This is a genomic window from Streptomyces agglomeratus (assembly GCF_001746415.1).
GTDB lineage: Bacteria > Actinomycetota > Actinomycetes > Streptomycetales > Streptomycetaceae > Streptomyces > Streptomyces agglomeratus.
On the sequence record NZ_MEHJ01000001.1, the window covers coordinates 5,088,754 to 5,114,459 of the forward strand.

The window sequence follows — 25,706 nt, forward strand, 5'->3', positions numbered from 1 at the left end:
GGCTACGACTCCTTGTGGGACAGGGCACGCACGGTGCGGGAGGGGCTGGGGCGGCCCAGCCGTTCGGCCATCCACGCGCTGGTGGCGGTGAGGCGGCCGAGATCGACCCCGGTTTCGATACCGAGGCCGTCGAGCATCCACACGAGGTCTTCGGTGGCGAGATTTCCGGTGGCGCTCTTCGCGTACGGGCAGCCGCCGAGGCCGCCCGCGGAGGCGTCCACGGTGGTGACGCCGTGCTGGAGCGCAGCGAGCGTGTTGGAGAGGGCCTGGCCGTACGTGTCGTGGAAGTGCACGCCGATCGCGGAGGTCGGGACTCCGGCCTCGTTGAGGGCGGTGAGCAGGGCCAGGACGTGGCCGGGCGTGGCGACGCCGATCGTGTCGCCGAGACTCAGTTCGTCGCAGCCGAGCTCCACGAGCGCCTTGGCGACCCTGACGACCTGGGAGACCGGGACCGCGCCTTCCCACGGATCGCCGAAGCACATGGAGAGGTAGCCGCGTACGTGGACCTCGTCCTGCCTGGCGCGGGCCACGACCGGCTCGAACATGGCGAGCGACTCGTCGACGGTCCGGTTGAGGTTGCGGTTCGCGAACGTCTCGGTCGCGCTCCCGAACACGGCGATGCGGCGCGCGCCGAGCGCGAGCGCGCGGTCGAGACCACGGGCGTTCGGCACGAGCACCGGGAGGTGGGCCTCCCCCCCCAGGTCCCGCAGCATCGGGAACAGCGCTTCGGCGTCGGCCAGCTGGGGCACCCACTTGGGGTGCACGAAGCTGGTCGCCTCGACGGTGGTGAGTCCGGCGCCGGCGAGGCGGTGGATGAACTCCGCCTTCACCTCGGTCGGCACGACGCTCTTCTCGTTCTGGAGACCGTCACGGGCCCCGACTTCGTGAATGCGTACGCGGGCCGGCAGACCGGTCGCCGTCACGCGCATCGGCAGTCCGTCGGTCATGACTCCTCCAGCGGGGTGACCACGGCCAGCACCTGGTCCATGGCGACGGTCGAGCCCGGCGTCACGTCGAGCTCGGTGACGGTCCCGGCGTGCGGGGCGGAGATGACGTGCTCCATCTTCATCGCCTCGACGACGAGGAGACTCTGCCCGGCGTCGACGTGGTCCCCGACGGCCACCTTGACCACCGTGACGGTGCCGGGCATGGGCGCGGCGAGCGTGTCGACGCCGGAACGCCCGGCGCCGGTCAGCCCGGCCTCGACGGGATCGTGGACCTGGACGTGCCAGGCGTCCCCGTCGCGGCCCAGCCAGCTGCCCTCGGGGCCGCTCGCGTGGCTGAAGGTGTGCGTCACGCCCGCTAGTTCGACGGTGACGGTGTCCGCGTCGGCGGTGACGACACGGGCCCGGACGGGCAGCCGTTCGTCCTCCCCCGTCCCGCCCGTCCCCGGCTGCGGGTCCGCCGCGACGGGAGGCAGGCCGCCGGGTCCCCGGGGCGGCAGCTCGGCGCCGCCGCCGACGGGACGGCTGACCGCGTCCGCGCCCCGGGCGGAGGTCGTGTCGCCGGCGGCCGGCCGGGTCCCGCCGTCCGGGGCCACCGTCTCCAGGGGGATGGCCGTGGCCAGGTCCGGGGACGCGGGCGACGCCTCGGGGAGCAGGACCTCCTGGCCCGCCGCCGTCGTACGCAGCCGGATCTCCACCGGGTCGTGACCCGGTACGCGGGCGTGGTGCACGGTCCAGGCGGGGGAGCCGCCCAGGCGCCATCCCGTACCGGCGGAGAACGGGTCCGCCCACTGCGCCGCGCCGGCGGGCGGGGGAGTCGTCCCCCGGGCCCGCAGCAGCGCCGCCGTCGCGTACACCTCCGGCGGGATTCCCGCCATGACCAGGCTGTCCGCGTCGCGTTCGACCAGGCCCGTGTCCAGCGCGCCCGAGAGCACGTCAGGGTGGGCCAGCAGGCGGCGCAGGAAGCCCGCGTTCGTCGGGACGCCGAGCGTGACCGTGTCCGCGAGGGCCGCGCGCAGGCGGCGCAGGGCGGTGGCGCGGTCCGGGGCGTACGCGATGACCTTGGACAGCATCGGGTCGTACAGGCTGCCCACCTCCGTGCCCTCGGTGAGGCCAGAGTCGGTCCGGACGCCGTCGCCCTGGGGCTCACGCAGCGTCAGGACCGTGCCGCCGGAGGGGAGGAAGCCGCGGGAGGGGTCCTCCGCGCAGATCCGGGCCTCCACCGCGTGGCCGGTGAGGGTGATGTCCTTCTGCGTGAAGGGCAGTTCCTCGCCGGCGGCCACCCTCAGCTGCCACTCCACCAGGTCCAGGCCGGTGATCAGCTCCGTCACCGGGTGCTCGACCTGGAGGCGGGTGTTCATCTCCATGAAGTAGTACGACGACGGGTCGTTGCCCGGGACGATGAACTCCACCGTGCCCGCGCCCCGGTAGCCGCACGAGCGGGCCGCCTGGACCGCCGCCTCGCCCATCGCGGCGCGCGTCGCCTCGTCCAGCAGGACCGACGGGGCCTCCTCGATGATCTTCTGGTGCCGGCGCTGGAGCGAGCACTCGCGCTCGCCCAGGTGCACCACGTTGCCGTGGGCGTCCGCCAGGACCTGGATCTCGATGTGCCGGGGGCGGTCGATCCACCGCTCCACCAGCAGCGTGTCGTCGCCGAACGACGCCCGCGCCTCGCGCCGCGCCGCCGCGATCTCGTCGGCCAGCGCCGACTCGACCCGCGTCAGGCGCATACCCTTGCCGCCGCCGCCGGCCGACGGCTTCAGGAGGACCGGCATGCCGATCTCCCGCGCCGCGGCGGCCAGTTCGGCGTCGCTCAGCCCGCTGCCGGACGAGCCGGGTACGACCGGCACACCCGCCGCCCGTACCGTCTCCTTCGCCCGGATCTTGTCGCCCATGAGGGCGATGGCCGAGGACGGCGGGCCGATGAAGGCGAGGCCCGCGTCCGTGCACGCCTGCGCGAACGCGGCGTTCTCGGCGAGGAAGCCGTAGCCTGGGTGGACGGCCTGTGCGCCCGTACGGGCGGCCGCCTCCAGCAGGCGGTCGGTCCGCAGATAGCTTTCCGAGGCCGCCGCCGGGCCGATACGGACCGCCGTGTCCGCCTCCCGCACATGGCGGGCGTCCGCGTCCGCGTCGCTGAACACGGCCACCGAGCGCACGCCCAGCTCCCGCAGCGTGCGGATGACGCGGACCGCGATCTCGCCGCGGTTCGCGACCAGGACGGTGTCGAACATGGGGGCCATGGGGGCCATGGGGAACTCCGTCATCTGTCTCTCACATCCGGAAGACGCCGAAGGCGGGCTCGGACAGGGGTGCGTTGGCGCAGGCCGTCAGGGCCAGGCCCACGACCTGCCGGGTCTCCATCGGGTCGATCACACCGTCGTCCCACAGCCGGGCCGTCGCGTAGTAGGCGCTGCCCTGCGCGTCGTACTGCTCGCGGATCGGCGTCTTGAACGCCTCTTCCTCGTCGGCCGGCCACTCCTCGCCCCGGGCCTCCAGCTGGTCCCGCTTGACCGTCGCGAGGACCGACGCCGCCTGCTCGCCGCCCATCACCGAGATCTTCGCGTTGGGCCACATCCACAGGAAGCGCGGCGAGTACGCCCGGCCGCACATCGAGTAGTTGCCCGCGCCGTACGACCCTCCGACGACGACGGTCAGCTTCGGCACGCGCGTGCACGCCACGGCCGTCACCATCTTCGCGCCGTGCTTGGCGATGCCGCCCGCCTCGTAGTCCCTGCCGACCATGAAGCCGGAGATGTTCTGGAGGAAGAGGAGAGGGATGCCGCGCTGGTCGCACAGCTCGATGAAGTGCGCGCCCTTCTGGGCGGATTCGGAGAACAGGATGCCGTTGTTGGCGACGATGCCGACCGGGTGCCCGTGAATCCGGGCGAAGCCGGTGATCAGCGTCTGGCCGAACTCCGACTTGAACTCCTGGAAGCGTGAGCCGTCGACCGTGCGCGCGATGACTTCCCGTACGTCGTAGGGCGTGCGCGAGTCGACCGGAACCGCGCCGTACAGCCCCGCGGGATCGACCTTCGGCTCCTCGACGGGCTCGACCGACCACGGCAGCGGGCCGCGCTCCGGGAGCGTGGCCACGATGTTCCGCACGATGCGCAGGGCGTGGGCGTCGTCCTCCGCCAGGTGGTCCGTCACGCCCGACGTGCGGGAGTGGACCTCGCCGCCGCCGAGCTCCTCCGCCGTGACGACCTCGCCGGTGGCGGCCTTCACCAGTGGCGGCCCGCCCAGGAAGATCGTGCCCTGGTTGCGCACGATGACGGCCTCGTCGCTCATCGCCGGGACGTACGCCCCGCCCGCCGTGCAGGAACCGAGCACGGCGGCGATCTGCGGGATGCCCGCACCCGACATGCGGGCCTGGTTGTAGAAGATCCGGCCGAAGTGCTCACGGTCCGGGAACACCTCGTCCTGCATGGGGAGGAAGGCGCCGCCGGAGTCCACCAGGTACAGGCAGGGGAGGCGGTTCTCCAGGGCCACTTCCTGGGCCCGGAGGTGCTTCTTGACGGTCATCGGGTAGTACGTGCCGCCCTTGACCGTGGCGTCGTTGGCGACGATCACGACCTCGCGGCCGCTCACCCGCCCGATCCCGGCGATCACACCCGCGGCCGGCGCCGCCCCGCCGTACATGCCCTCGGCCGCCAGCGGAGCGAGCTCCAGGAAGGGCGAGCCGGGGTCCAGTAGCGTGTCCACCCGGTCGCGGGGGAGGAGCTTGCCGCGCGCGGTGTGCCGGGCCCGCGCCTTCTCGCCACCGCCGAGCCGCGCCGCGGCGAGCCGCCCGCGCAGTCCTTCCACGAGCTCCCGGTGGGCCGCTTCGTTGGCCCGCCATGCCTCGGCTGCTGGATCGGCGGTGCTGGTCAGCACCGGTGCCTGCCGCATCTCCTGAGCCCCTTTGCCCGGTCGACGTGATGTTAATGAGCGTTAACGCCCTTTCAGGTTAACGACCGCTAACCCCCCTGTCCAGGGCTGTGGATTCGTCCTTCGGTATGACGTCACGAAGATCAAGTGATGTCAGGATCTGAGCTGACTCAGACACGGGGGCAGGACTTGTGACGACATCACGGGACACGGCGACGGTGGGCGCGCCGACTGGCGCGGCGGCGGGAACAGCGGCGGGAACGGCGCCGGCAGCGAGGGCGGAGGAGGCGATACGGCCGGGGCCGCAGTCGCGACGGCGCGTCCTGGAGGTCGACGCCCTGCGCGGCTTCGCGCTGCTCGGCATCCTCCTCGTCAACACCCTGACCATGGCCGGCTCGCACGGTGTGCTGGGCGGCCGCCCGCCCGCCGCCGCCGACACCGTGGCCCTGTGGGTGGTCGACTTCCTCGCCCAAAGCAAGTTCTATCTGCTCTTCTCGTTCCTCTTCGGCTACAGCTTCACCCTCCAGGCCGCCTCCGCCGAGCGCGCCGGTACCCGCCTCGGGCCGCGCACGATGCGGAGGCTGCTGGGGCTGTTCGTCCTCGGGGCCCTGCACGCGGTGTTCCTCTACGTCGGCGACATCCTTACGACGTATGCCCTGCTCGGGCTGATCCTCTTCGCCGCGCGCCGCGCCACCCCCGAAGGGGCGTACCGCGCCGCGCTCTGGGTGTGGGGCGTCTTCGGCTCGCTCCTGCTGCTCCTCGGCGTGCTGGCGGCGCTGGCCGGTCCCGAAAGCGCCGCCGAGCGGGCCGCCGCGGCGGAGGAGGCCGCCGAGCTCACCGCCGCCTACCGGGGCGGCTTCGGCGATGTCGTCGGCGCGAACCTGGGTCAGCTGCCCTTCGCCGTTCTCGCCCTCGTCGTCATGAGCGGCTTCGTGGTCGCCGCCTTCCTGCTGGGGCTCTCGGCCGGCAAGCGGCAGTGGCTCACGCGGGCCGGCGGGGCGGCTCTGCGCCGTGTCCTGGTGACCGGCCTGTGCGCGGGCGTGCCGGCCGCCGCCTTCGCGGCCTCCGGTGCGGCGGGCCTGCTCTCCGCCCGGTGGGAGCTGTTCGCGGGCATGACCGGCGTGGTGGCGGCGCCGGCGCTCAGCGCCGCGTACGTGGCCGGCCTGCTGCTCTGGTTCGGCACGCCGAGCGGGGCGCGGGCGGCCGGAGTGCTCGCGCCCGCCGGACGCATGGCACTGACCCACTACCTCACCCAGTCGCTGGTCATGGCGCTGATCTTCACGGGATACGGTCTCGGCCTGTACGGACGCGTCGGCACGGCCGTCCCCGTCGGCATCGCGCTCGTCCTGTACGCCGCGCAGCTCGCCGTCAGCGGCCGGCTGATGCGCCGGTACCGGCTCGGGTCGGTGGAGTGGGTGCTGCGCGCGTTCACCCATTTCGGCGAGCGCTCCCGCCAGGTTAACGACCGCTAACCCTCCGGTTTAGAATGGTCCCCATGAGCACCAACGCCGCCCGCGTCGCGGCCCCGACCCGCCGCGAGCAGATCCTCAGGGAGGCCGCCCGCCTCTTCGCCGAGCGGGGCTTCCACGGCGTGGGCGTCGACGAGATAGGCGCCGCCGTCGGCATCAGCGGCCCCGGTCTCTACCGGCACTTCGCGGGCAAGGACGCGATGCTCGCCGAGCTGCTCGTCGGCATCAGCGAGCGGCTGCTGGACGGCGGCAGGCAGCGCGCCGCCGCCGAGTCGGCCGACAGCCCGGAGGCCGTCCTCGGCTCCCTCATCGACGGCCACATCGACTTCGCGCTCGACGACCGGCCGCTGATCACCCTGCACGACCGCGAACTGGACCGGCTCAGGGAGAGCGACCGCAAGCGGGTGCGTCAGCTCCAGCGGCAGTACGTCGAACTGTGGGTCACCGTCGTACGGGAGCTCAATCCCGGCGTACCCGAGGCGGAGGCGCGGTCGGCCGTGCACGCGGTGTTCGGGCTGCTCAACTCCACCCCGCACCTCGGTTCGTACGGCAACGGGCTGCCGGGGCGCGCCGCGACGGAAGCGCTGCTGCGCCGCCTGGCGCACGGGGCGTTCGGCGCGCTGGCGCCTCCCGTGGGCGCCTGAGGCGCCGGGGCCCGGAACGGTCCCGTGCGCCGGCAGGGGCGTGCGGTGCCGCTGCCTCCCCCGAGCGCGGTACGGGGGCGAAATCCGCCGGACACGGGCGCTTTCGCCGGACGGGGCCGAAAGCCGGACGGCACAATGGGCTCATGCCGATACCCAGCCGCGCCGCCCTTGTCGACCACCTCGCCCGCACCCGCATCGCCGGTGATGTGGCCACCCCCCGCGACAACAACCTCTCCCACTACCGCAAGCTCGCGAACGGTGACCGCCACTACTGGCTCGGCCTCGAACTCGGCGACCGCTGGACCGACGAGCAGGACGTCCTCGCGGTGATGGCCGAGCGCTGCGGCGTCAGTGACGACCCTGGGCACCGCATGGGCCAGGACACCATCGACCCCGAGCTGACCGTCGACGCGCTGGAGCGGATGGCGGCCCGGCTGCGCAAGGCCGCCGCCGGCAAGGAGCGTGTGCTGTTCGCGACCGGGCACCCGGGCGGGCTGCTCGACGTACACCGGCAGACGGCGGACGCGCTGCGCCGCGCGGGCTGCGAGATCGTACGGATTCCGGGCGGGCTCATGGCCGACGAGGGCATGGTGTTCCAGTTCGCGGACGTCGCGATGCTGGAGCGCGGCGCGACCCTCTGGCACACGCACTCGCCCGAGCCGATGACGGCGATCCTCGACGGCATGGAGCGCGAGGGACGGCCCCTGCCCGACCTGGTCGTCGCCGACCACGGCTGGGCGGGATGCGCGGGGCAGCGCGGACTCGACTCGATCGGTTACGCCGACTGCAACGACCCGGCGCTGTTCATCGGCGAGGCCGAGGGCACCCTCCAGGTCACCGTCCCGCTCGACGACCACGTCACCGACCCGCGCTACTACGACCCGATGACGGCGTACCTGCTGGACGCGGCGGGCTTGGCGGAAGGGGCCTGACCGGGCGGCGTACGGGCGGGTGACGCCCCACGCCGCGCGGGTCAGCGGGGGACCCGGACCACGCCCTCCTGGATGACGGAGATGGCCAGCCGGCCGTCCTGGGTGTAGATCCTGGCCTGGCCCAGGCCCCGGCCGCCCGACGCGGACGGCGACTCCTGGTCGTACAGCAGCCATTCGTCCGCCCGGAAGGGCCGGTGGAACCACATCGCGTGGTCCAGGGACGCGCCGACCACGTCGCCGGTCGCCCAGCCGCCGCGCCCGTGGGCCAGCAGCACCGAGTCGAGCAGGGTCATGTCGGAGACGTACGTGGCGAGGCAGACGTGCAGCAGGGGCGCGTCGATGGCGCCGTCGAGCTTGCCGTTCGTACGGAACCAGACCTGGGAGCGCGGCTCGCGCGGCTCACCGACGCTGCCGTACGGCGGGGCGTCGACGTAGCGCAGGTCGACCGCCGCGCGTGCTTCGAGCATGCGGTCGACGACCCCGGAGTCCAGGAAGTGGTCCGCGTACCGGGGCAGCATCTGGGCGGCCGTCGGAAGGGTCTCGGGGTCCGGCGCGGGCGGCATGGGCGCCTGGTGCTCCAGGCCCTCCTCGTACGTCTGGAACGACGCGGAGAGGTGGAAGATCGGCTGCCCGTGCTGGACGGCGACGACGCGCCGGGTGGTGAAGGAGCGGCCGTCGCGGATCCGGTCGACCGTGTAGACGATCGGCGCGCCCGGATCGCCGAGGCGCAGGAAGTACGCGTGCAGCGAGTGGGGGAGGCGGTCGCCGGGGACGGTGCGGCCGGCGGCCACGAGGGCCTGGGCCGCGACCTGGCCGCCGAAGACGCGGGGGACGATCGCCGAGCGGCTCACGCCTCGGAAGATGTCCTCCTCGATCTGCTCCAGGTCGAGCAGATCGAGGAGGGCTGCGAGTGCCTTGTTCATGCGGGCAGTTCTACAGTGCGGTCCGGCAGGGCGGTCTTAGAGGCCCATGTCCTTCGCGATGATCATCTTCATGACCTCGCTGGTGCCGCCGTAGATGCGGTTCACGCGGTTGTCCGCGTACAGGCGGGCGATCGGGTACTCGTTCATGAACCCGTAACCGCCGTGCAGCTGGAGGCACTTGTCGATGACGCGGTGCGCGACCTCGGTGGCGAACAGCTTCGCGGACGCGGCCTCGGCCGGGGTCAGCTCGCCCGCGTCCAGGGCCTCCAGGGCGCGGTCGACGACGGCCTCGGCGGCGTCCACCTCGGCCTGGCAGCCGGCCAGTTCGAACTTGGTGTTCTGGAAGGACGCGACCGGCTTGCCGAAGACGGTGCGCTCCTGCACGTACTGCTGGGCGAACCGGATGGCGGCCTTCGCCTGGGCGTACGCGCCGAACGCGATGCCCCAGCGCTCGGAGGCCAGGTTCTTGCCGAGGTAGCCGAAGCCCTTGTTCTCCTCGCCGAGCAGGTCCTCGACCGGCACCTTCACGTCGACGAACGCCAGCTCGGCGGTGTCGGACGTCTTCAGGCCGAGCTTGTCCAGCTTGCGGCCCACCGAGTAGCCCTCGGACTTGGTGTCCACGGCGAACAGCGAGATGCCGAAGCGGCGGTCCTCGGCGCTCGGGGCGGAGGTGCGGGCGCACACGATGACACGGTCGGCGTGCACACCGCCGGTGATGAAGGTCTTGGCGCCGTTGAGGACGTAGTGCGTGCCGTCCTCGGAGAGCTTGGCGGTGGTCTTCATGCCCGCGACGTCGGAGCCGGTGCCCGGCTCGGTCATCGCCAGCGCCCACATCTCCTCGCCGGAGACGAACTTCGGCAGGAAGCGCTGCTTCTGCTCGTCGGTGGCGAGCATCTCGATGTAGGGCAGGCCGAGCAGCACGTGCACGCCGGAGCCGCCGAAGTTGACGCCCGCGCGCGAGGTCTCCTCGTACATCACGGCCTCGTACTTGTGCGACTCGATGCCGGCGCCGCCGTACTCCTCCGGGACGCGGATGCCGAAGACGCCCAGCTCGCCGAGCTTGTAGTAGAAGTCGCGCGGCGCCTGGCCGGCGGCGAACCACTCGTCGTAGACGGGGACGACCTCGGCCTCGATGAAGGCCCGGATGGTCTTCCGGAACGCCTCGTGGTCCTCGTTGAAAACGCTACGGCGCACGGGACGCCCCCTTCTTGCTCCATTGGCGATACTGGTCTAAGCGCTTGCTCAGGCGAAGTTACCGGGTAGTCACCAACACTGTCCAGGCTTGGGGACGGTCGTACGCGTCACAGCCAGCGCAGCGCGAACCACAGGTCCATCCGCACGTCCGCGTCGTCCAGGTCGGCGTCCAGGAGGGCCGCGCAGCGGGCGACGCGCTGGCGGACCGTGTTGCGGTGCACGTCGAGTGCGACGGCCGTACGGTCCCAGCTCCCGTGCAGCGAGAGCCAGGTGCGCAAGGTCGTGACGAGCGCGGGCGACGCGGCGATCGGGGCGAGTTGTGTGCGGGCGTGCGCGCGGGCCTCGTCCGGCGTGACCAGCGAGGCGAACCCCGAGCCCGCCTCACCCCGGTCGCGGACGAGCGCGCTGCGGGTCGCCTCGGCGCGGCGTACGGCCCGCTCGGCGCGGAGGCCGGCGGCGGGCAGCTCCGACGGGGACACGGGGGAGCTGACGCCGAGGGTCCAGCCGGGCTGCGGTTCGATCTCCCGGGCCCCGCCGGGAAACAGCACCCGTACGCCCCCCTCGTCCGTCGCGTCCACCAGCGCGCTGCCGAGTGCCGCGCCGAGCGCCGCCGCGGCCAGTGGATCGCGCGCGGCGGCAGCGGCCGCCGGCCGCGCGTGCACCACGGTCCACTCGCCCGCGCCCAGCAGCGGCGCCACCTCGCCCGCGTCCGCCCCGAGCAGCAGCCGTACCAGCGCGGCGGCGCGGTCGGACTCGGCGGCGCCCTGGTGCTGCGTGGTGAGCAGCGACAGCAGGACGACGGCGACCCCCGCGATGGTGTGGTCCCCGGCCTCGCGCCGGTCCGAGGCCACCGCGAGCACGAGCCGCCGGCCGCCCGCGAGGGCGTAGGCGGCGAGATGACTGCCACCGGCCGTGTCGGTGGCGGAGGCGGGCGCGGTCCTGGCGTTGGGCGGGGGTGAGCCGGCGGGGCCTGCGCCCTCGGGCGCGGCCGGCTCCGGCGGCGGACTGACCACGCGCGCGAGCCGTGCCAGGGCCGTGTGCGTCCGGGGTGACGGCGACCGCCCCGCCGTGGCCAGCGGCGCGTCGTCCGCCGACAGCAGCACCGCGTACGCCCCGTCGTCCAGCCGCGCCGTGAGCTGGCGCAGCACCGCCGGGACGGGGTCGGGGCGGGCCGCCGCCGTGGCCAGCCCTTGCTGGGCCTGCGCGACGCGGCGCAGCTCGCGGTGGCGGGCCTCGGCCATCAGCCGCCAGACCGCGCGGGCGATCGCCGTGAACGTCGTCGGCGGCGGCACCTCCACCAGCGGCAGCCCGTGCCGCTCGCAGGCGTCCACCAGGGCCGGCGGCACCGTGTCGTACACCGGCGCCACACCGAAGCCGAGCGCCGCCGCGCCCGCCTCCACGACCCGGGAGACGTAATGGCCGGGGTCGGTGAGCTGGACGCCCGCCGTCAGCAGAAGCTCACCGCCGAGGAGGTACGGGTACGGGTCGCCCATCTCCGAGGTGTGCACCCAGTGCAGATCCGTGTCCTCGGGCCCCGCGATCAGCCGCAGTCCGAGCTCCTCCCGCGCCAGCAGCGCGGCCAGCGGAATCGGCGGGGTGGGAGGGGCCGGAGGTGCGGAAGAGGAGGCCAGGGCGTCCGGCATGGATGGTCCATCCATCTGAGGTCGGGGGAGTGGAGGAAACGTACACTTCAGCGTCGCCTTCCGGCCACCTAATGTCGAGCGGACCGGCGGCCGCGGGTACGGGCGGATGTCCCCGCACAAGAGCCGCCGCTCCCCTGTATCCCCTGCACGACACGCCACTGAGGTGCTCGAAGGAGGATGGCCCATGGCCGTCGACTACGCGGTGATCGTCATATACCTGGCCGGAATGCTCGCCATGGGCTGGTGGGGCATGCGCCGCGCCAAGTCCAAGAGCGAATTCCTGGTGGCCGGCCGCCGCCTCGGGCCCGGCATGTACTCCGGCACGATGGCGGCCATCGTCCTCGGCGGCGCCTCCACCATCGGCGGCGTCGGGCTCGGCTACCAGTACGGCCTCTCCGGTGCCTGGATGGTCTTCACCATCGGCCTCGGGCTCCTCGCGCTCAGCATCTTCTTCTCCGCGCGCATCGCCCGCCTGAAGGTCTACACCGTCAGCGAGATGCTCGACCTCCGCTACGGCGGCGGCCGGGCCGGCATCATCTCCGGCGTCGTCATGTGGGCCTACACGCTCATGCTCGCCGTCACGTCGACCATCGCGTACGCCACGATCTTCGACGTCATCTTCGACATGGACCGCGCACTGTCGATCATCCTCGGCGGCACCATCGTCGTCGCGTACTCGACGCTCGGCGGCATGTGGTCGATCACGCTGACGGACATGGTGCAGTTCGTCGTCAAGACGATCGGTGTGCTGCTCCTGCTGCTGCCGATCGCGGTCGTCAAGGCCGGCGGCTTCAGCGAGATGAAGGCGCAGCTGCCCACCGAGTACTTCGACCCACTCGGCATCGGCGGCGAGACGATCTTCACGTACGTACTGATCTATACGTTCGGCATGCTCATCGGCCAGGACATCTGGCAGCGCGTCTTCACCGCCCGCAGCGACAAGGTCGCCCGCTACGGCGGCACGGCAGCCGGTACGTACTGCCTGGTCTACGCGCTCGCCGGCGCCGTCATCGGCACCGCGGCCAAGGTGCTCTACCCGGACCTCGCCCACGCGGACGACGCCTTCGCCACGATCGTCCGGGACGAGCTGCCCATGGGCGTACGCGGCCTGGTCCTCGCGGCGGCGCTGGCGGCCGTGATGTCGACCTCGTCGGGCGCGCTGATCGCCTGCGCCACCGTCGCCAACAACGACATCTGGTCGCGGCTGCGCGGCGCGGTCTCCCGCGAGAAGGACGGCGAAACCCACGACGAGGTGCGCGGCAACCGCCTCTTCATCCTGATCATGGGCATCGCGGTCGTCTGCATCGCCATCGCCCTCAACAACGTCGTCGAGGCCCTCACCGTCGCCTACAACCTCCTCGTCGGCGGCCTGCTGGTGCCGATTCTCGGCGGTCTGCTCTGGAAGCGCGGCACGGTGCACGGCGCCCTGGCGTCCGTGACCGTCGGCGGTCTCGCGGTCGTCGGCCTCATGGCGTGGTACGGCATCCTGGCCAACGAGCCCGTCTACTACGGCCTGTTGCTGTCCCTCGCGGCGTACGTCGTCGTCAGCCTCGCCACCCGCCCGACCGACGCGGCCGTCCTCGCCGCCTGGCGCGAGCGGCTGGCCGGGCGGGGAGCCGAAGCGGAACCCGAGCCCGAGTCCGTGCCCACGCCGGGCTAAAGTCAGATAACGCAACAAAGCGTAGGAAAGAAGGCAATTCAATGAGCAGCAGCAGCGAGCAGCAGTTCCGCGGTCCCGTCGACTCCTCCCGCATCCCGCGGTACGCGGGCCCGGCGACGTTCGCGCGGCTGCCCCGCCTCGACGAGGTCGGCACGGCCGACGTCGCCGTCGTCGGCGTGCCCTTCGACTCCGGGGTCTCCTACCGCCCCGGCGCCCGCTTCGGCGGCAACGCCATCCGCGAGGCGTCGCGCCTCCTGCGCCCGTACAACCCGGCGCAGGACGCGTCGCCGTTCGCGCTCGCGCAGGTCGCGGACGCCGGTGACATCGCCGCCAACCCGTTCAACATCAACGAGGCCGTCGAGACGATCGAGGCCGCCGCCGACGACCTCCTCGGCACCGGCGCCCGCATGATGACGCTCGGCGGCGACCACACCATCGCGCTGCCGCTGCTGCGCTCGGTCGCGAAGAAGCACGGCCCGGTCGCGCTGCTCCACTTCGACGCGCACCTGGACACCTGGGACACGTACTTCGGCGCGGAGTACACCCACGGCACGCCGTTCCGCCGGGCTGTCGAGGAGGGCATCCTCGACACCGAGGCGCTCTCCCACGTCGGTATCCGCGGCCCCCTCTACGGCAAGCAGGACCTGACCGACGACGAGAAGATGGGCTTCGGCATCGTCACCTCCTCCGACGTCTACCGGCGCGGCGCCGACGAGGTCGCCGACCAGCTCCGCCAGCGCATCGGCGACCGCCCGCTCTACATCTCCATCGACATCGACTGCCTCGACCCGGCCCACGCGCCCGGCACCGGCACCCCCGAGGCGGGCGGCATGACCTCCCGCGAGCTGCTGGAGATCCTGCGCGGCCTGTCCTCCTGCAACCTGGTGTCGGCCGACGTCGTCGAGGTCGCCCCGGCGTACGACCACGCGGAGATCACCTCCGTGGCCGCCTCCCACACGGCGTACGAGCTGACCACGATCATGTCCCGGCAGATCGCGGCCTCCAGGACCGACAAGTGACGCACGACCACGACCTGGTCCTGCGTCCCACCGAGGCGCAGACCGCCGCGGCGCTCAACCCGCCCCCCGGCCGCAACGGCGGTGACCTCGTCGTCGAGACCCTCCAGGGCCTCGGCGCGACCACCGTCTTCGGCCTTCCGGGACAGCACGCGCTGGGGATGTTCGACGCGCTGCGCCGCTCCTCGCTCTCGTACGTCGGGCTGCGCGTCGAGAACAACGCGGGCTTCGCCGCCGACGCGTACGGCCGGATCACCGGGGAGGCGGCCCCGCTGCTGCTCTCCACCGGCCCCGGAGCCCTGACGTCGCTCGCCGCGCTCCAGGAGGCGGCGGCGGCCTCCGCCCCCGTCCTCGCGATCAGCAGCCAGGTCCCGTCCCCGGGCATCGGCGGCGGCCGGCACGGCTACCTGCACGAACTGCGGGACCAGAAGGCGTCGTTCCGCGACATCGTGAAGTCGGTCCACACCGTCCGTACGGCGTCGCAGATCCCCTCCGCGATCGCCGAGGCGTGGGAATCGGCCCTCACGGCCCCGCACGGCCCGGTGTGGATCGAGATCCCCCAGGACGTACTCCTGGCGCAGACGTCCCTGCCCGTCGTCACGGCGATGGACGCCACCCCGCACGAACTGGCCCCGCGCCCCGAACTGACGGCGGTCGCCGCCCACCTGCTGTCGACGGCGTCCCGTCCGGCGATCATCGCGGGTGGCGGTGTCGTACGCTCCGACGCCTCCGGCAAGCTGCTCGCGCTCGCGGAGAAGCTGGACGCGCCGGTCGTCACGACCTTCGGCGGCAAGGGAGCGTTCCCGTGGGAGCACCCCCTCTCCCTCCAGTCGTGGCTGGAGGACCGCCACACGACGGACTTCCTGGAGGACGCGGACGTCCTGCTCGTCGTCGGCTCGGGACTGGGCGAGCTCTCCTCCAACTACTACACGTTCAAGCCGCGCGGCCGGGTCGTGCAGATCGAGGCCGACCTCGGCAAGCTGGAGTCCAACCACCCGGCGCTCGGCATCCACGCGGACGCCCGCCTCGCCCTCTCGGCGTTGCTGGAGACGGCGGAGGACCGCGAGGACGCACAGGCGCGCGAGCGCGTGAGCGACGTGCTGGCGAAGGTACGGGCCCGCATCGCGTCCCAGGACCTGCCGCTGGAGCAGCGGCTGCTCGCATCGATCCGCGAGGCGCTCCCGGCCGCGTCCCCGAGCTTCTGGGACATGACGATTCTGGCGTACTGGGCCTGGTCGGCCTTCGACCCCCGCCGCCCCAACACCATGCACTCGGCGCAGGGGGCGGGCGGGCTCGGCTACGGTTTCCCGGCGGCGATCGGCGCGGCGGTGGCGGACCGCACCCGTCCGGTACTCGCGGTATCGGGCGACGGCGGCGCGATGTACTCGATCGCCGAGCTGGCCACGGCCCGCCAGCACAATCTGCCGGTGACCTGGCTGATCGTGGACGACGGCGGTTACGGCATCCTCCGCGAGTACATGACCGACGCCTTCGACGAGGCCACCGGCACGGAGCTCGCCCGCCCGGACTTCGTGGCCCTGGCGGAGTCCTTCGGCGTACCGGCCCGCCGGACGACATCGGAGACCCTGACCGAGGACCTGGCCGAGTCCCTCGCGCAGCCCGGCCCCTCGGTGCTCGTACTCCCGGCGCTGTTGCGGATGTTCGCACCGACGCACCTCTGAACAGCACCCCGCACCGCACCGCATGAAGCACCGCACCCCGCACCGCACCCGGCCCGGCTGAGCCCGGCGTCGGGTGGGTTGCGGGCGGGCATTGTTCGTCAGAGGGGGGCGGAAGGTCGCGTCCCAGTTCCTCGGCGCCCGCGCCGCCGTACAACCTTTCCGCCCCTCGTGGGTCATCTGAACCAGAAACACAAGGGGGAGGGACCCACACCATGACGCACAGCCGAATAACGCGCGCCGCGATGGCCGCAGCCCTGACCGGGGCCGTCCTCGTGCCCGTGGCCGTGGCCGCGCCGGCCGCCGCCGTCACACCGACCGTGACCTGCACCTCGGCCAAGGCGGGGCTCGCGGCGAAGCTGACCAAGGACATCACCGCGGCGCTGAGAGGGCGGAAGTCCACGACGGCGGTCTCGATGTACGACCGCACCACCAAGACCACCTGCACCCTGCGCGCCGCGCAGAAGTACGACTCCGCGAGCGTGGTCAAGGTGACCGTCCTCGCCACGCTGCTGTGGGACGCCAAGAAGACGAACCGCTACCTGACGGCACGCGAGAACACGCTCGCCAGTGCCATGATCACCAAGTCGGACAACAACGCGACCAGCACGCTCTGGCGCCAGCTCGGCATGACCAAGATCAAGGGCTTCCTGGCGGCCGCCAGAATGACCGACACCGTGCCCGGCACCGGCGGCTACTGGGGCCTGACGCAGATCACCGCGCGCGACGAGCAGAAGCTGCTCTCGCTGCTCACCGCGAAGAACACCGTCCTGAGCGACAACTCGCGGGCGTACATCCTCAACCTCATGGCCAAGGTCATCTCCTCCCAGCGCTGGGGGACCCCGGCCGGAGCCCCCTCCACCGCCAAGATCCAGGTGAAGAACGGCTGGCTGCCCCGCTCCACCCACGGCTGGCGGGTCCACTCGATCGGCGCGTTCACGGGCGGCCGCCACAACTACGGGATCACCGTGCTCAGCCACGACAACCCGACCATGAACGACGGCGTGAACACCATCCAGGCCGTGTCCCGCGCGATCCACAAGGCCCTCAACCCGACGGCCGCCCCCTCGACCCTGTACGCCCCCACCGAGTCGCCGAGCGAGGCGATCCCGGCGGTGCCCAAGCCCTGACGGGTGTTCGAACGGGTCTTCGGTCCTAGGACCGGAGACCCGTATTTGTTGCGGAGGGATGAAATCCGCACCTTACCGCGTTGGTGACTTCCGGCAGATCAGGACGACCGGGAGGCAGCAGTGGCGGCAGATCAGGGGTGGGCACGGCGGCTGGCGGGCTATGCCTGGAGGTACCGGCGCAATGTCGTGCTCGCGCTCGGATCGTCGCTCGGCGGCATGGCCGTCATGGCGCTCGTCCCGCTGATCACCAAGGTCGTCATCGACGACGTCATCGGCGCGCGGACGCGGTCCCTCGCCGTCTGGACCGGCCTGCTCATAGCCGCCGCCGTCGTCGTGTACGCCCTGACCTACATCCGGCGCTACTACGGCGGCCGCCTGGCCCTCGACGTCCAGCACGACCTGCGCACCGACATGTACGGGACCATCACCCGGCTCGACGGACGCCGACAGGACGAGCTGTCCACCGGCCAGGTCGTCGGCCGCGCCACCAGCGACCTCCAGCTCATCCAGGGCCTGCTGTTCATGCTCCCGATGACCATCGGGAACATCCTGCTCTTCCTCATCTCGCTCGTGATCATGGCGTGGCTCTCGCCGCTGCTCACCCTCGTCGCCCTCGCCGTGGCCCCCGCCCTGTGGTTCATCGCCAAGCGCAGCCGCACCCGGCTCTTCCCGGCCACCTGGTACGCCCAGGGCCAGGTAGCCGCCGTCGCGGGTGTCGTCGACGGGGCCGTGTCCGGCGTACGGGTCGTGAAGGGCTTCGGCCAGGAGGACCAGGAGACCGGCAAGCTGCGCGAGGTCAGCCGCCGGCTGTTCGCCGGGCGCATGCGGACCGTACGGCTCAATTCGCGCTACACCCCCGCCCTCCAGTCCGTGCCCGCCCTCGGCCAGGTCGCGATGCTCGCCCTCGGCGGCTGGCTCGCGACGCGCGGGGAGATCACCCTGGGTACGTTCGTGGCCTTCTCCACCTACCTCGCCCAGCTCGTGGGGCCCGTCCGCATGCTCGCCATGGTGCTCACCGTCGGCCAGCAGGCACGGGCCGGCGTCGAGCGCGTCCTGGAGCTGATCGACACCGAGCCGTCCATCGAGGACGGGACCAAGGAGCTCCCCGCCGACGCTCCGGCCACCGTCGAGTTCGACGACGTGTCGTTCGGTTACGACGACGAGCGTCCGGTCCTCGACGGCTTCTCCCTGGAGATCCGGGCCGGCGAGACCGTCGCCGTCGTCGGCTCGTCCGGCAGCGGCAAGTCCACCGTCTCGATGCTCCTCCCGCGCTTCTACGACGTCTCCCGGGGCGCCGTCCTCGTCGGCGGGTACGACGTGCGCGAGCTGACGCTCGACTCGCTGCGGGCCGCCATCGGGCTCGTCCCGGAGGACAGCTTCCTGTTCTCCGACACCGTCCGCGCCAACATCGCGTACGGCCTGCCGGACGCGACCGACGAGCAGGTCAGGACCGCCGCCCGCGCCGCCCAGGCCGACGGCTTCATATCCGAGCTGCCGAACGGCTACGACACCACCGTCGGCGAGCACGGCCTCACCCTCTCCGGCGGCCAGCGCCAGCGCATCGCCCTCGCCCGCGCCATCCTCACCGACCCCCGCCTGCTCCTCCTCGACGACGCCACGTCCGCCGTGGACGCCCGCGTCGAGCACGAGATCCACGAGGCGCTGAAGTCCGTCATGGCCGGGCGCACGACGCTGCTCATCGCCCACCGCCGCTCCACCCTCAACCTCGCCGACCGCATCGCCGTGCTCGACGGCGGCCGGCTCGCCGACATCGGTACGCACGAGGAACTCCAGGAGCGCTCCGCCCTCTACCGGCGGCTGCTCACCGACCCCGACGAGCTCGGCGGCGTATCGCCCGGCCACATCCTCACCAAGGCTCCCGAACCGGCCGACGACCGGACCGTGCAGGCGGAGCTCGACGCCGAGTTCGACGCCGAGCGCGGCATCACGCCCGACCTGTGGGTACGGGACGAGACCTCGCCCGCCGACCGGGCCGCCGACCACGCGCCCGGCATGCCCGCGACCCCCGAGCTGCTCGCACAGGTCGAGGCGCTGCCGCCGGCGAACGACGTACCCGCCGTCGACGAGGCCCGCGCCGTCCGCCCCGAGGAGTCGTACGGCCTGCGCCGCCTGCTGCGCGGCTTCGGGCTTCCCCTGCTGGTCAGCCTCGTGCTCGTCGCCGTCGACGCCGGCATGGGCCTGCTCCTGCCGGTCCTGATCCGGCACGGCATCGACGAGGGCGTCACCCAGCTCGCGCTCGGCGCGGTGTGGGCGGCGGCCGGGCTGGCGCTGCTGTCCGTCCTCGCGCAGTGGGTCGCGCAGACCGCCGAGATGCGGATGACCGGCCGGACCGGCGAGCGCGTGCTCTACGCGCTCCGGCTCAAGATCTTCGCCCAGCTCCAGCGCCTCGGCCTCGACTACTACGAGCGCGAGCTGACCGGCCGCATCATGACCCGCATGACGACGGACGTCGACGCCCTGTCGACGTTCCTCCAGACCGGACTCGTCACCGCCTTCGTCTCCGTCGTCACCTTCTTCGGCATCATGGTCGCCCTCCTCGTCATCGACGTGCAGCTCGCCCTGGTCGTCTTCGCCACGCTGCCGGTCCTGATCATCGGCACGTACTTCTTCCGCAAGTCGAGCGTCAAGGCGTACGAGCTCGCCCGCGACCGCGTCGGTGTCGTCAACGCCGACCTCCAGGAGTCGGTCTCCGGACTGCGCATCGTCCAGGCGTTCCGGCGCGAGCGCTCGGGCGCCGAGCGGTTCGCCGGGCGCAGCGACAGCTACCGGCAGGCGCGGGTACGCGGCCAGTGGCTGATATCGATCTACTTCCCGTTCGTCCAGCTGCTGTCCTCCGTCGCCGCCGCCGCGGTGCTGATCGTCGGCGCCGGGCGGGTAGAGGCGGGCACGCTCACCACCGGCGCGCTCGTCGCGTACCTCCTCTACATCGACCTGTTCTTCGCTCCCGTACAGCAGCTCTCGCAGGTCTTCGACGGATACCAGCAGGCCACCGTCTCCCTGCGGCGCATCCAGGAACTCCTCCGGGAGCCCACCTCGACCGCCCCCGCCGAGCGGCCGAAGGAGGTCGGGGCACTGCGCGGAGAGATCGCCTTCGAGGACGTCCGCTTCCAGTACGGGTCCGCCGACCAGCCGGAGGAAGCGCTCAGCGGCATCGACCTGCGCATCCCGGCGGGCCAGACCGTCGCCTTCGTCGGCGAGACGGGCGCGGGCAAGTCCACCGTGGTCAAGCTCGTCGCCCGCTTCTACGACCCGACCTCGGGGCGGGTCACCGCCGACGGCACCGACCTGCGCGACCTGGACATCACGGCGTACCGGCACCGCCTCGGCGTCGTACCGCAGGAGGCGTACCTCTTCGCGGGCACGGTCCGCGACGCCATCGCGTACGGGCGGCACGACGCCACCGACGCCGAGGTCGAGGCGGCGGCCCGCGCGGTCGGCGCGCACGACATGATCGCGACCCTGGACGGCGGCTACCTGCACGAGGTCGCCGAACGCGGCCGCAACCTGTCCGCCGGACAGCGCCAGCTCATCGCGCTCGCCCGCGCCGAGCTCGTCGACCCGGACGTCCTGCTGCTCGACGAGGCGACGGCGGCCCTCGACCTGGCCACGGAGGCCCTGGTCAACCAGGCCACCGACCGCCTCACCGGCCGCCGCACCACGCTGGTCGTCGCCCACCGCCTGACGACGGCGGCGCGCGCGGACCGGGTCGTGGTCATGGACCGCGGCCGGGTCGTCGAGGACGGCACGCACGACGAACTGCTGGCCCTGGACGGGACGTACGCCCGCCTGTGGCGCACCTTCGTCGGAGAGGACGAGCCGGCGGCCGTCTGAGCACGGCGGCGGAGAACCCGGGCACCCGAACCGGCCCGCCGCCGCCCGAGCCGCGCTCTTCGCCCGGCTGCTCCGCAACCGCGCCGGGCCTCCGCGGCGTCCGTACGCACGTACGCTCAAGTGGGGAAGGGGACACGTGTGTTCGATGCGGTGAGCGGGGCGATGAGAAAACACCTGATGTACGGACTTGCTCTCCTGACAGCGGTGGCCGGCCTGACACTCGCGGGCCCCGGCACCGAGAGAGCCGAGGCGCTCGGCGCCTGCTCCGGCCGCAAGGTGAAGACGGTCGGCTTCGCCACCGGCGAGCTGCGCATCTACAAGAGCCGCCGGTACGCCTGCGCCGTCACCGTCTCCAAGCGCCCCGGCGTACGGCAGGTCATGCAGGTGACCATCCAGGCGCGCGGCAGCCGCGCCGCAAAGGACAGCGGCCGTTTCACCCACCGCGCCGGACCGGTGACCGTCTACGCCCTCAACCGCTGTGTGCGGGCGCACGGTTCGGTCGGCGCCGAGAAGGCTTCCACCGGCTGGATTCTCTGCTGAGGCTGGTGGTAAGGGAGTTGCACCGCTAGGTTCGCCCCGTCGTCTGTGATTCAACAGGGGAGGGCGAATGCGCAAGGCGCGCAGCTTGCTGCTGTCGTTCGCGGTGCTCATAGGCACCGTAGGACTCGGCAGCACACCGGCCGGGGCGGTCACCACCGCGGAGCCGGAGCAGCAGGACATCAAGGAGCGAATACTCGCGATACCGGGCATGAGCCTGGTGGAGGAGAAGCCGTACACCGGCTATCGCTATTTCGTACTGAACTACACCCAGCCGGTCGACCACCGGCAGCCGTCCAAGGGCACGTTCAAGCAGCGGATCACCCTGCTGCACAAGGACACGAACCGCCCGACGGTCTTCTTCACCAGCGGCTACAACGTCTCGACGACACCGCGCCGCAGTGAGCCGACGCAGATCATCGACGGCAACCAGGTGTCGATGGAGTACCGCTTCTTCACTCCGTCCCGGCCGTCGCCCGCCGACTGGTCGAAGCTCGACATCAAGCAGGCCGCGAGCGACCAGCACCGCATCTTCACGGAGCTGAAGAAGATCTACTCCAAGAAGTGGATCTCCACCGGCGGCTCCAAGGGCGGTATGACCGCCACGTACTACGAGCGCTTCTACCCGCGCGACATGGACGGCGTCGTCGCGTACGTCGCCCCCAACGACGTGGTGAACAAGGAGGACGCGGCGTACGACCGCTTCTTCCGGAACGTCGGCACCAAGGAGTGCCGCGACGCGCTCAACGCCGTGCAGCGCGAGGCACTCGTGCGGCGCGGTCCGCTGACCGCGAAGCTCAAGGAGTGGGCGGACGCCAACAACGCCACCTTCGACACCGTCGGCAGCCTGGACAAGGCGTACGAGTCCACGGTCCTCGACTTCGTGTGGGCCTTCTGGCAGTACAGCCGGGCGAGCGACTGCGCGAACGTGCCCGCCGCCGACTCGTCCGACCAGGTCATCTACGACTACGTCGACGCGATCTCCGGCTTCTCCGCCTACAGCGACGAGAGCCTGGCGACGTACACGCCGTACTACTACCAGGCGGGCACCCAGCTGGGCGCGCCGCAGGTGAAGTACCCGCACCTCGACGGGCTCATGAAGTACGGCCCGGAGTTCTTCCAGCCGCGCGTCTACGTGCCGCGCGACATCCCGATGAAGTTCGACCCGCGCGTCATGCGTGACGTGGACGGCTGGGTGCGGCACAACGCCACCCGGATGCTGTTCGTGAACGGGCAGAACGACCCGTGGAGCGCCGAGCCGTTCCGCCTCGGCAAGGGCGCGCGCGACTCGTACGTCTACACCGCGCCCGGCGCCAACCACGGCGCCAACGTCGCGGGCCTCGTGCCCGAGCAGAAGGCGAAGGCGACCGCCGAGATCCTCGAATGGGCGGGCGTGGCCCCGGCCGCCGTCCAGGCGGACCCGGCGAAGGCGAAGCCACTGGCGTCGTACGACGCGAAGCTCGACAAGCGCGAGCAGCGGCAGACGCTGCGGCCGTAGTACGGCCGGGATGTGCCCGGCGGGCTCACACCCGCCGGGCGCAGCCCACCGCCCTGTCCCCGCCCAGCTGGACGTACAACCGCGTCCCCGGCGGGCACTGGTCCCGCCGCTGCACGGCGGCGGCCACCTCGAACTCCGGCGCGGCCCCGCCCGACCCGTCGCACGGCGTCTCCCTCACCTGCCCCTCGCGGGCGGAGCGGACGCAGTCCCCGACGACCGTTCGCGGCCCGCCGCCCTTCCCCGGATCGCCGGGATGCGGGGCCTCCAGGTTGCGCATGCACGCGAACCCGCGCGGCACGGCCCCGTCGCCGTCCTCGTCGAAGGCGGGCACGCTCTCCGAGATGTGCAGCACGAAGTCCGTACGGGGCGGGCAGGCCGGCCCGTCGGCCCGGAGCCCCTGGTGCCGCGCCAGCACCCGGGCCGCCGCCTTCTCGCTCCCGCAGGACACTTCCCTGAACGCGTCCCCGCGCGAGCTGCATTCGCCGGCGCCGAGGAAGGTGGCGCCGTAACCCGACGGGAGTGCCGTGCCGGTGAGGCCGCCGCCGGAGCCCTCCCCGCGTGCCGACTGACAGCCCGTCAGCGCCGCGGCCCCCACCGCCGCGAGCAGCAGCGCGCACACCGCCCCCCTGAACCGATCCGTGCGACGCATCCACAACCCCCCGGGTACGTCCGCCCAGCGTGACCCGCCGAAGCGGGCGCACGCCAGGCGTGCGGGGGGCTTTGCGCCAGTTGGGGGTGGTGGCGGCCGGGGGAGCGGCGTACGGACGCCTACGTTCCCCGGCCGACCGGGTACGTCAGACCGTGCCCGAGCGGATACAGCACCTTCGCCGGATCGTCCGCGCGCTGTATCGGAACGGGCAGCTTCCCCCGGGGGACCGTATGGCCGGTGATGACGCGTACGGCCGCGCACAGTTCCACATCGGTCCAGGAGTACGCCGCGACGCTCGCGCCGAACCCGGTCCCCGCGAGCTGGGCGATGTCGTACGGATTGCGGATGGCGAGGGCCACGACGGGCACGCCGGTCGCGGCCAGCTCACGCACGAGGGTGCGCTGCGGACTGGTCGCCGAGACGTTGTACGTCGCCACGATCACCGCGTCCCTGCCCTTGGCCGCCGCCACCGCTTCCTTGATCTTCGCCGGGGTCGGGGTGATCCCGGTGGACAGCGCGGTGGCGGTGAAGCCCAGTTCGCCGAGGGCCTTGGCGATGACGGTGGTGGGCGGCCCGGTGGAGGCGGTGGGGGAAGCGGGGTCGGCCCCGACCACGAGCACGTTCCGGTGCGTACGACGGCCGAGCGGCAGCAGACCGCTCTCGTTGGCGAGCAGCGTGGTCGTCCCGTCCGCGATCCGGTCGGCCGCGGCGAGGTGGGGACGCACGCCCACGGTCCGGTCCACACCCTCGTGGGAGACGTAGGGATCGCGGAACAGGCCCAGCTTGGCCTTGAGCAGCAGGATGCGCAGGATCGATTCATCGACCCGCTCCGTGCTCAGTTCGCCGTCGCGCACCGCCTTGAGGACGGCGTTCCAGGCGACGGGCAGGTCCGGCGGGTTGAGCAGTTGGTCGCACCCGGCGAGGAGCGCGAGGACGGGCACGCGGTCGTCGCCGTACTTCTGGCGCACGCCCGCCATGGCGAGGGAGTCGGTCACCACGACCCCGTCGTAGCCCAGCCGCTCGCGCAGCACACCGGTGAGGATCGGCTTGGAGAGCGTCGCCGGGTCCTCGCTCTTGTCCAGCGCCGGTACGACGATGTGGGCGGTCATGATCGAGTCGATGCCGGCGGCGATGGCGGCCCGGAACGGCGGGGCGTCCAGCTCCTCCCACTGCTCGGCGGTGTGATGGATCGTCGGCAGGGAGTAGTGGCTGTCGTCCTTGGTGTCGCCGTGCCCGGGGAAGTGCTTGGACGTGGCGGCGATCCCGGCCCCCTGGTAGCCCTTGACCTGCGCGGCGACCATGCCCGCGACCGCCTGCGGATCGGCGCCGAAGGACCGTACGCCGATGACCGGGTTGGCGGGGTTGACGTTGACGTCCGCGACGGGCGCGTAGTTCTGCGTGATGCCCATGGCGGCCAGCTCGGCCCCGGCGATCCGCGCCGCCTTGCGGGCGGCGGAGCGCGACCCGCCGGCCCCGAGCGCCATCGCGCCCGGCACGAGGGTCACGGGCTTGCCGACGCGGGCGACGATGCCGTGCTCCTGGTCGGTGGAGATGAGCAGGGGGACCGGCGTGTCCTGCGCGAGCCCGGCCCGCTGGATGCCGTTGGAGAGGTCGGCGATCTGGTGGGGGTCGCGGGTGTTGTGCGCCCAGGCGAAGTAGATGATGCCGCCGACGTGATACTTCGCGACGAGTTCGGCGGCGGTCCTGACCCCCGTCTCCTTCAGGTTGGCGTCGATGTCGGCCTGGTCGGGCTCGGTCGCGGAGTGCCCGTACACCCGCATGACGAAGAGCTGGCCGACCTTCTCCTCCAGGCTCATCCGGGAGACGAGGCGCTTGAGGCGGGCGCGGGTGGAGGCCGTGACGGACGCGTCGGACGCCGCCCCGGCCGGCGTCGTGCTGATGGCGGTCGCGGCCACTGCGGCGGCGGTCGCGGTGAGCAGGGTGCGTCTGGAGGTGCGGTGATGGTGCACGTGAGCTCCTTACGGCCGTACTCGACAAGGGAGTTGAAGGAAACTTCCAGAGAGTCACGGATATCCGGAAAGTAACTGCCAGGTCAAGGGTGCGGCGGC

Annotated in this window: 18 protein-coding genes; 10 read left to right on the forward strand and 8 right to left on the reverse strand. The window is 72.0% G+C overall.

The window, feature by feature from the left end; genetic code table 11:
* Positions 1 to 2: 2 nt before the first annotated feature.
* The 3 genes from AS594_RS22170 to AS594_RS22180 are packed head-to-tail and all read right to left on the reverse strand — an operon-like array spanning position 3 to position 4,832.
* Positions 3 to 947: a hydroxymethylglutaryl-CoA lyase gene (locus AS594_RS22170; protein WP_069928675.1), complete on the reverse strand. Its 945-nt coding sequence runs from the start codon at positions 945 to 947 to the stop codon at positions 3 to 5.
* On the reverse strand, positions 944 to 3,175 hold the full coding sequence (locus tag AS594_RS22175) for an ATP-binding protein (protein ID WP_069930694.1): 2,232 nt from the start codon (positions 3,173 to 3,175) through the stop codon (positions 944 to 946). Before AS594_RS22175 ends, AS594_RS22170 begins: the two co-directional genes overlap by 4 nt.
* A gap of 40 nt (positions 3,176 to 3,215) precedes the next feature.
* Positions 3,216 to 4,832 carry a carboxyl transferase domain-containing protein gene (locus AS594_RS22180; protein ID WP_069928676.1) on the reverse strand — a complete coding sequence of 539 codons (1,617 nt, stop codon included), beginning with the start codon at positions 4,830 to 4,832 and terminating at the stop codon, positions 3,216 to 3,218.
* Positions 4,833 to 5,029: 197 nt separating this feature from the next.
* Between AS594_RS22180 and AS594_RS22185 the strand changes: the two genes are divergently transcribed.
* The 3 genes from AS594_RS22185 to AS594_RS22195 all read left to right on the forward strand — a co-directional run bounded on the left by AS594_RS22185 (position 5,030) and on the right by AS594_RS22195 (position 7,856).
* Positions 5,030 to 6,283 carry a DUF418 domain-containing protein gene (locus tag AS594_RS22185; RefSeq protein ID WP_079144466.1) on the forward strand — a complete coding sequence of 418 codons (1,254 nt, stop codon included), beginning with the start codon at positions 5,030 to 5,032 and terminating at the stop codon, positions 6,281 to 6,283.
* A 23-nt stretch (positions 6,284 to 6,306) separates the two neighbouring features.
* Complete coding sequence (locus AS594_RS22190; protein ID WP_069928677.1) at positions 6,307 to 6,924, forward strand: SACE_7040 family transcriptional regulator; 618 nt, start codon at positions 6,307 to 6,309, stop codon at positions 6,922 to 6,924.
* Between the two features lie 143 nt (positions 6,925 to 7,067).
* Entirely contained in the window at positions 7,068 to 7,856 is a 789-nt protein-coding gene (locus tag AS594_RS22195; RefSeq protein ID WP_069928678.1) for a phosphatase, read from the forward strand.
* Between the two features lie 41 nt (positions 7,857 to 7,897).
* Here AS594_RS22195 and AS594_RS22200 read toward each other — a convergent pair whose 3' ends face one another.
* From AS594_RS22200 to AS594_RS22210, 3 genes are all read right to left on the reverse strand, one after another.
* The gene (locus AS594_RS22200) at positions 7,898 to 8,779 is read right to left on the reverse strand and encodes an acyl-CoA thioesterase (RefSeq protein ID WP_069928679.1); all 882 of its coding nucleotides are present in this window, start codon (positions 8,777 to 8,779) and stop codon (positions 7,898 to 7,900) included.
* 36 nt (positions 8,780 to 8,815) lie between these two features.
* On the reverse strand, positions 8,816 to 9,973 hold the full coding sequence (locus tag AS594_RS22205; RefSeq protein ID WP_069928680.1) for an acyl-CoA dehydrogenase family protein: 1,158 nt from the start codon (positions 9,971 to 9,973) through the stop codon (positions 8,816 to 8,818).
* A 107-nt stretch (positions 9,974 to 10,080) separates the two neighbouring features.
* Positions 10,081 to 11,616 carry a PucR family transcriptional regulator gene (locus AS594_RS22210; RefSeq protein WP_079144465.1) on the reverse strand — a complete coding sequence of 512 codons (1,536 nt, stop codon included), beginning with the start codon at positions 11,614 to 11,616 and terminating at the stop codon, positions 10,081 to 10,083.
* A 184-nt stretch (positions 11,617 to 11,800) separates the two neighbouring features.
* Here AS594_RS22210 and AS594_RS22215 point away from each other — a divergent pair, with 184 nt between their 5' ends.
* From AS594_RS22215 to AS594_RS22245, 7 genes are all read left to right on the forward strand, one after another.
* The gene (locus AS594_RS22215; protein WP_069935298.1) at positions 11,801 to 13,276 is read left to right on the forward strand and encodes a sodium:solute symporter family protein; all 1,476 of its coding nucleotides are present in this window, start codon (positions 11,801 to 11,803) and stop codon (positions 13,274 to 13,276) included.
* Between the two features lie 41 nt (positions 13,277 to 13,317).
* Positions 13,318 to 14,295 carry an agmatinase gene (gene speB / locus AS594_RS22220; RefSeq protein WP_069928682.1) on the forward strand — a complete coding sequence of 326 codons (978 nt, stop codon included), beginning with the start codon at positions 13,318 to 13,320 and terminating at the stop codon, positions 14,293 to 14,295.
* On the forward strand, positions 14,292 to 15,974 hold the full coding sequence (locus tag AS594_RS22225; RefSeq protein WP_069928683.1) for a thiamine pyrophosphate-binding protein: 1,683 nt from the start codon (positions 14,292 to 14,294) through the stop codon (positions 15,972 to 15,974). Before speB ends, AS594_RS22225 begins: the two co-directional genes overlap by 4 nt.
* A 212-nt stretch (positions 15,975 to 16,186) precedes the next feature.
* Positions 16,187 to 17,101, forward strand: a complete 915-nt coding sequence (locus AS594_RS22230; protein ID WP_069928684.1) for a serine hydrolase — start codon at positions 16,187 to 16,189, stop codon at positions 17,099 to 17,101.
* A gap of 120 nt (positions 17,102 to 17,221) precedes the next feature.
* Positions 17,222 to 20,953: an ABC transporter ATP-binding protein gene (locus AS594_RS22235; RefSeq protein WP_069935299.1), complete on the forward strand. Its 3,732-nt coding sequence runs from the start codon at positions 17,222 to 17,224 to the stop codon at positions 20,951 to 20,953.
* Positions 20,954 to 21,115: 162 nt separating this feature from the next.
* Positions 21,116 to 21,493 carry a hypothetical protein gene (locus AS594_RS22240; protein ID WP_107364802.1) on the forward strand — a complete coding sequence of 126 codons (378 nt, stop codon included), beginning with the start codon at positions 21,116 to 21,118 and terminating at the stop codon, positions 21,491 to 21,493.
* A gap of 67 nt (positions 21,494 to 21,560) precedes the next feature.
* Positions 21,561 to 22,988 (forward strand): S28 family serine protease, encoded by a 1,428-nt coding sequence (locus AS594_RS22245; RefSeq protein ID WP_069928687.1) that lies wholly within the window; start codon positions 21,561 to 21,563, stop codon positions 22,986 to 22,988.
* A 25-nt stretch (positions 22,989 to 23,013) separates the two neighbouring features.
* Here the strand turns inward: AS594_RS22245 and AS594_RS22250 are convergent, their stop codons facing one another.
* Together AS594_RS22250 and AS594_RS22255 are read right to left on the reverse strand one after the other, a co-directional pair.
* Complete coding sequence (locus AS594_RS22250; protein ID WP_240509073.1) at positions 23,014 to 23,637, reverse strand: hypothetical protein; 624 nt, start codon at positions 23,635 to 23,637, stop codon at positions 23,014 to 23,016.
* A 119-nt stretch (positions 23,638 to 23,756) separates the two neighbouring features.
* A complete protein-coding gene (locus tag AS594_RS22255) occupies positions 23,757 to 25,607 on the reverse strand; it encodes a glycoside hydrolase family 3 protein (RefSeq protein ID WP_069928688.1) in 1,851 nt (616 codons plus the stop codon).
* Between the last annotated feature and the right edge of the window lie 99 nt (positions 25,608 to 25,706).

Excerpts from the sequence above, each read along its gene's own strand:
- AS594_RS22175 (WP_069930694.1), bottom strand. The coding sequence starts at position 3,175 with ATGTTCGACACCGTCCTGGTCGCGAACCGCGGCGAGATCGCGGTCCGC.
- AS594_RS22210 (WP_079144465.1), bottom strand. The coding sequence starts at position 11,616 with ATGCCGGACGCCCTGGCCTCCTCTTCCGCACCTCCGGCCCCTCCCACC.
- AS594_RS22240 (WP_107364802.1), top strand. The coding sequence starts at position 21,116 with ATGAGAAAACACCTGATGTACGGACTTGCTCTCCTGACAGCGGTGGCC.
- AS594_RS22245 (WP_069928687.1), top strand. The coding sequence starts at position 21,561 with ATGCGCAAGGCGCGCAGCTTGCTGCTGTCGTTCGCGGTGCTCATAGGC.
- AS594_RS22200 (WP_069928679.1), bottom strand. The coding sequence starts at position 8,779 with ATGAACAAGGCACTCGCAGCCCTCCTCGATCTGCTCGACCTGGAGCAG.
- AS594_RS22215 (WP_069935298.1), top strand. The coding sequence starts at position 11,801 with ATGGCCGTCGACTACGCGGTGATCGTCATATACCTGGCCGGAATGCTC.
- speB (WP_069928682.1), top strand. The coding sequence starts at position 13,318 with ATGAGCAGCAGCAGCGAGCAGCAGTTCCGCGGTCCCGTCGACTCCTCC.
- AS594_RS22180 (WP_069928676.1), bottom strand. The coding sequence starts at position 4,832 with ATGCGGCAGGCACCGGTGCTGACCAGCACCGCCGATCCAGCAGCCGAG.
- AS594_RS22230 (WP_069928684.1), top strand. The coding sequence starts at position 16,187 with ATGACGCACAGCCGAATAACGCGCGCCGCGATGGCCGCAGCCCTGACC.
- AS594_RS22170 (WP_069928675.1), bottom strand. The coding sequence starts at position 947 with ATGACCGACGGACTGCCGATGCGCGTGACGGCGACCGGTCTGCCGGCC.
- AS594_RS22195 (WP_069928678.1), top strand. The coding sequence starts at position 7,068 with ATGCCGATACCCAGCCGCGCCGCCCTTGTCGACCACCTCGCCCGCACC.
- AS594_RS22250 (WP_240509073.1), bottom strand. The coding sequence starts at position 23,637 with ATGCGTCGCACGGATCGGTTCAGGGGGGCGGTGTGCGCGCTGCTGCTC.
- AS594_RS22190 (WP_069928677.1), top strand. The coding sequence starts at position 6,307 with ATGAGCACCAACGCCGCCCGCGTCGCGGCCCCGACCCGCCGCGAGCAG.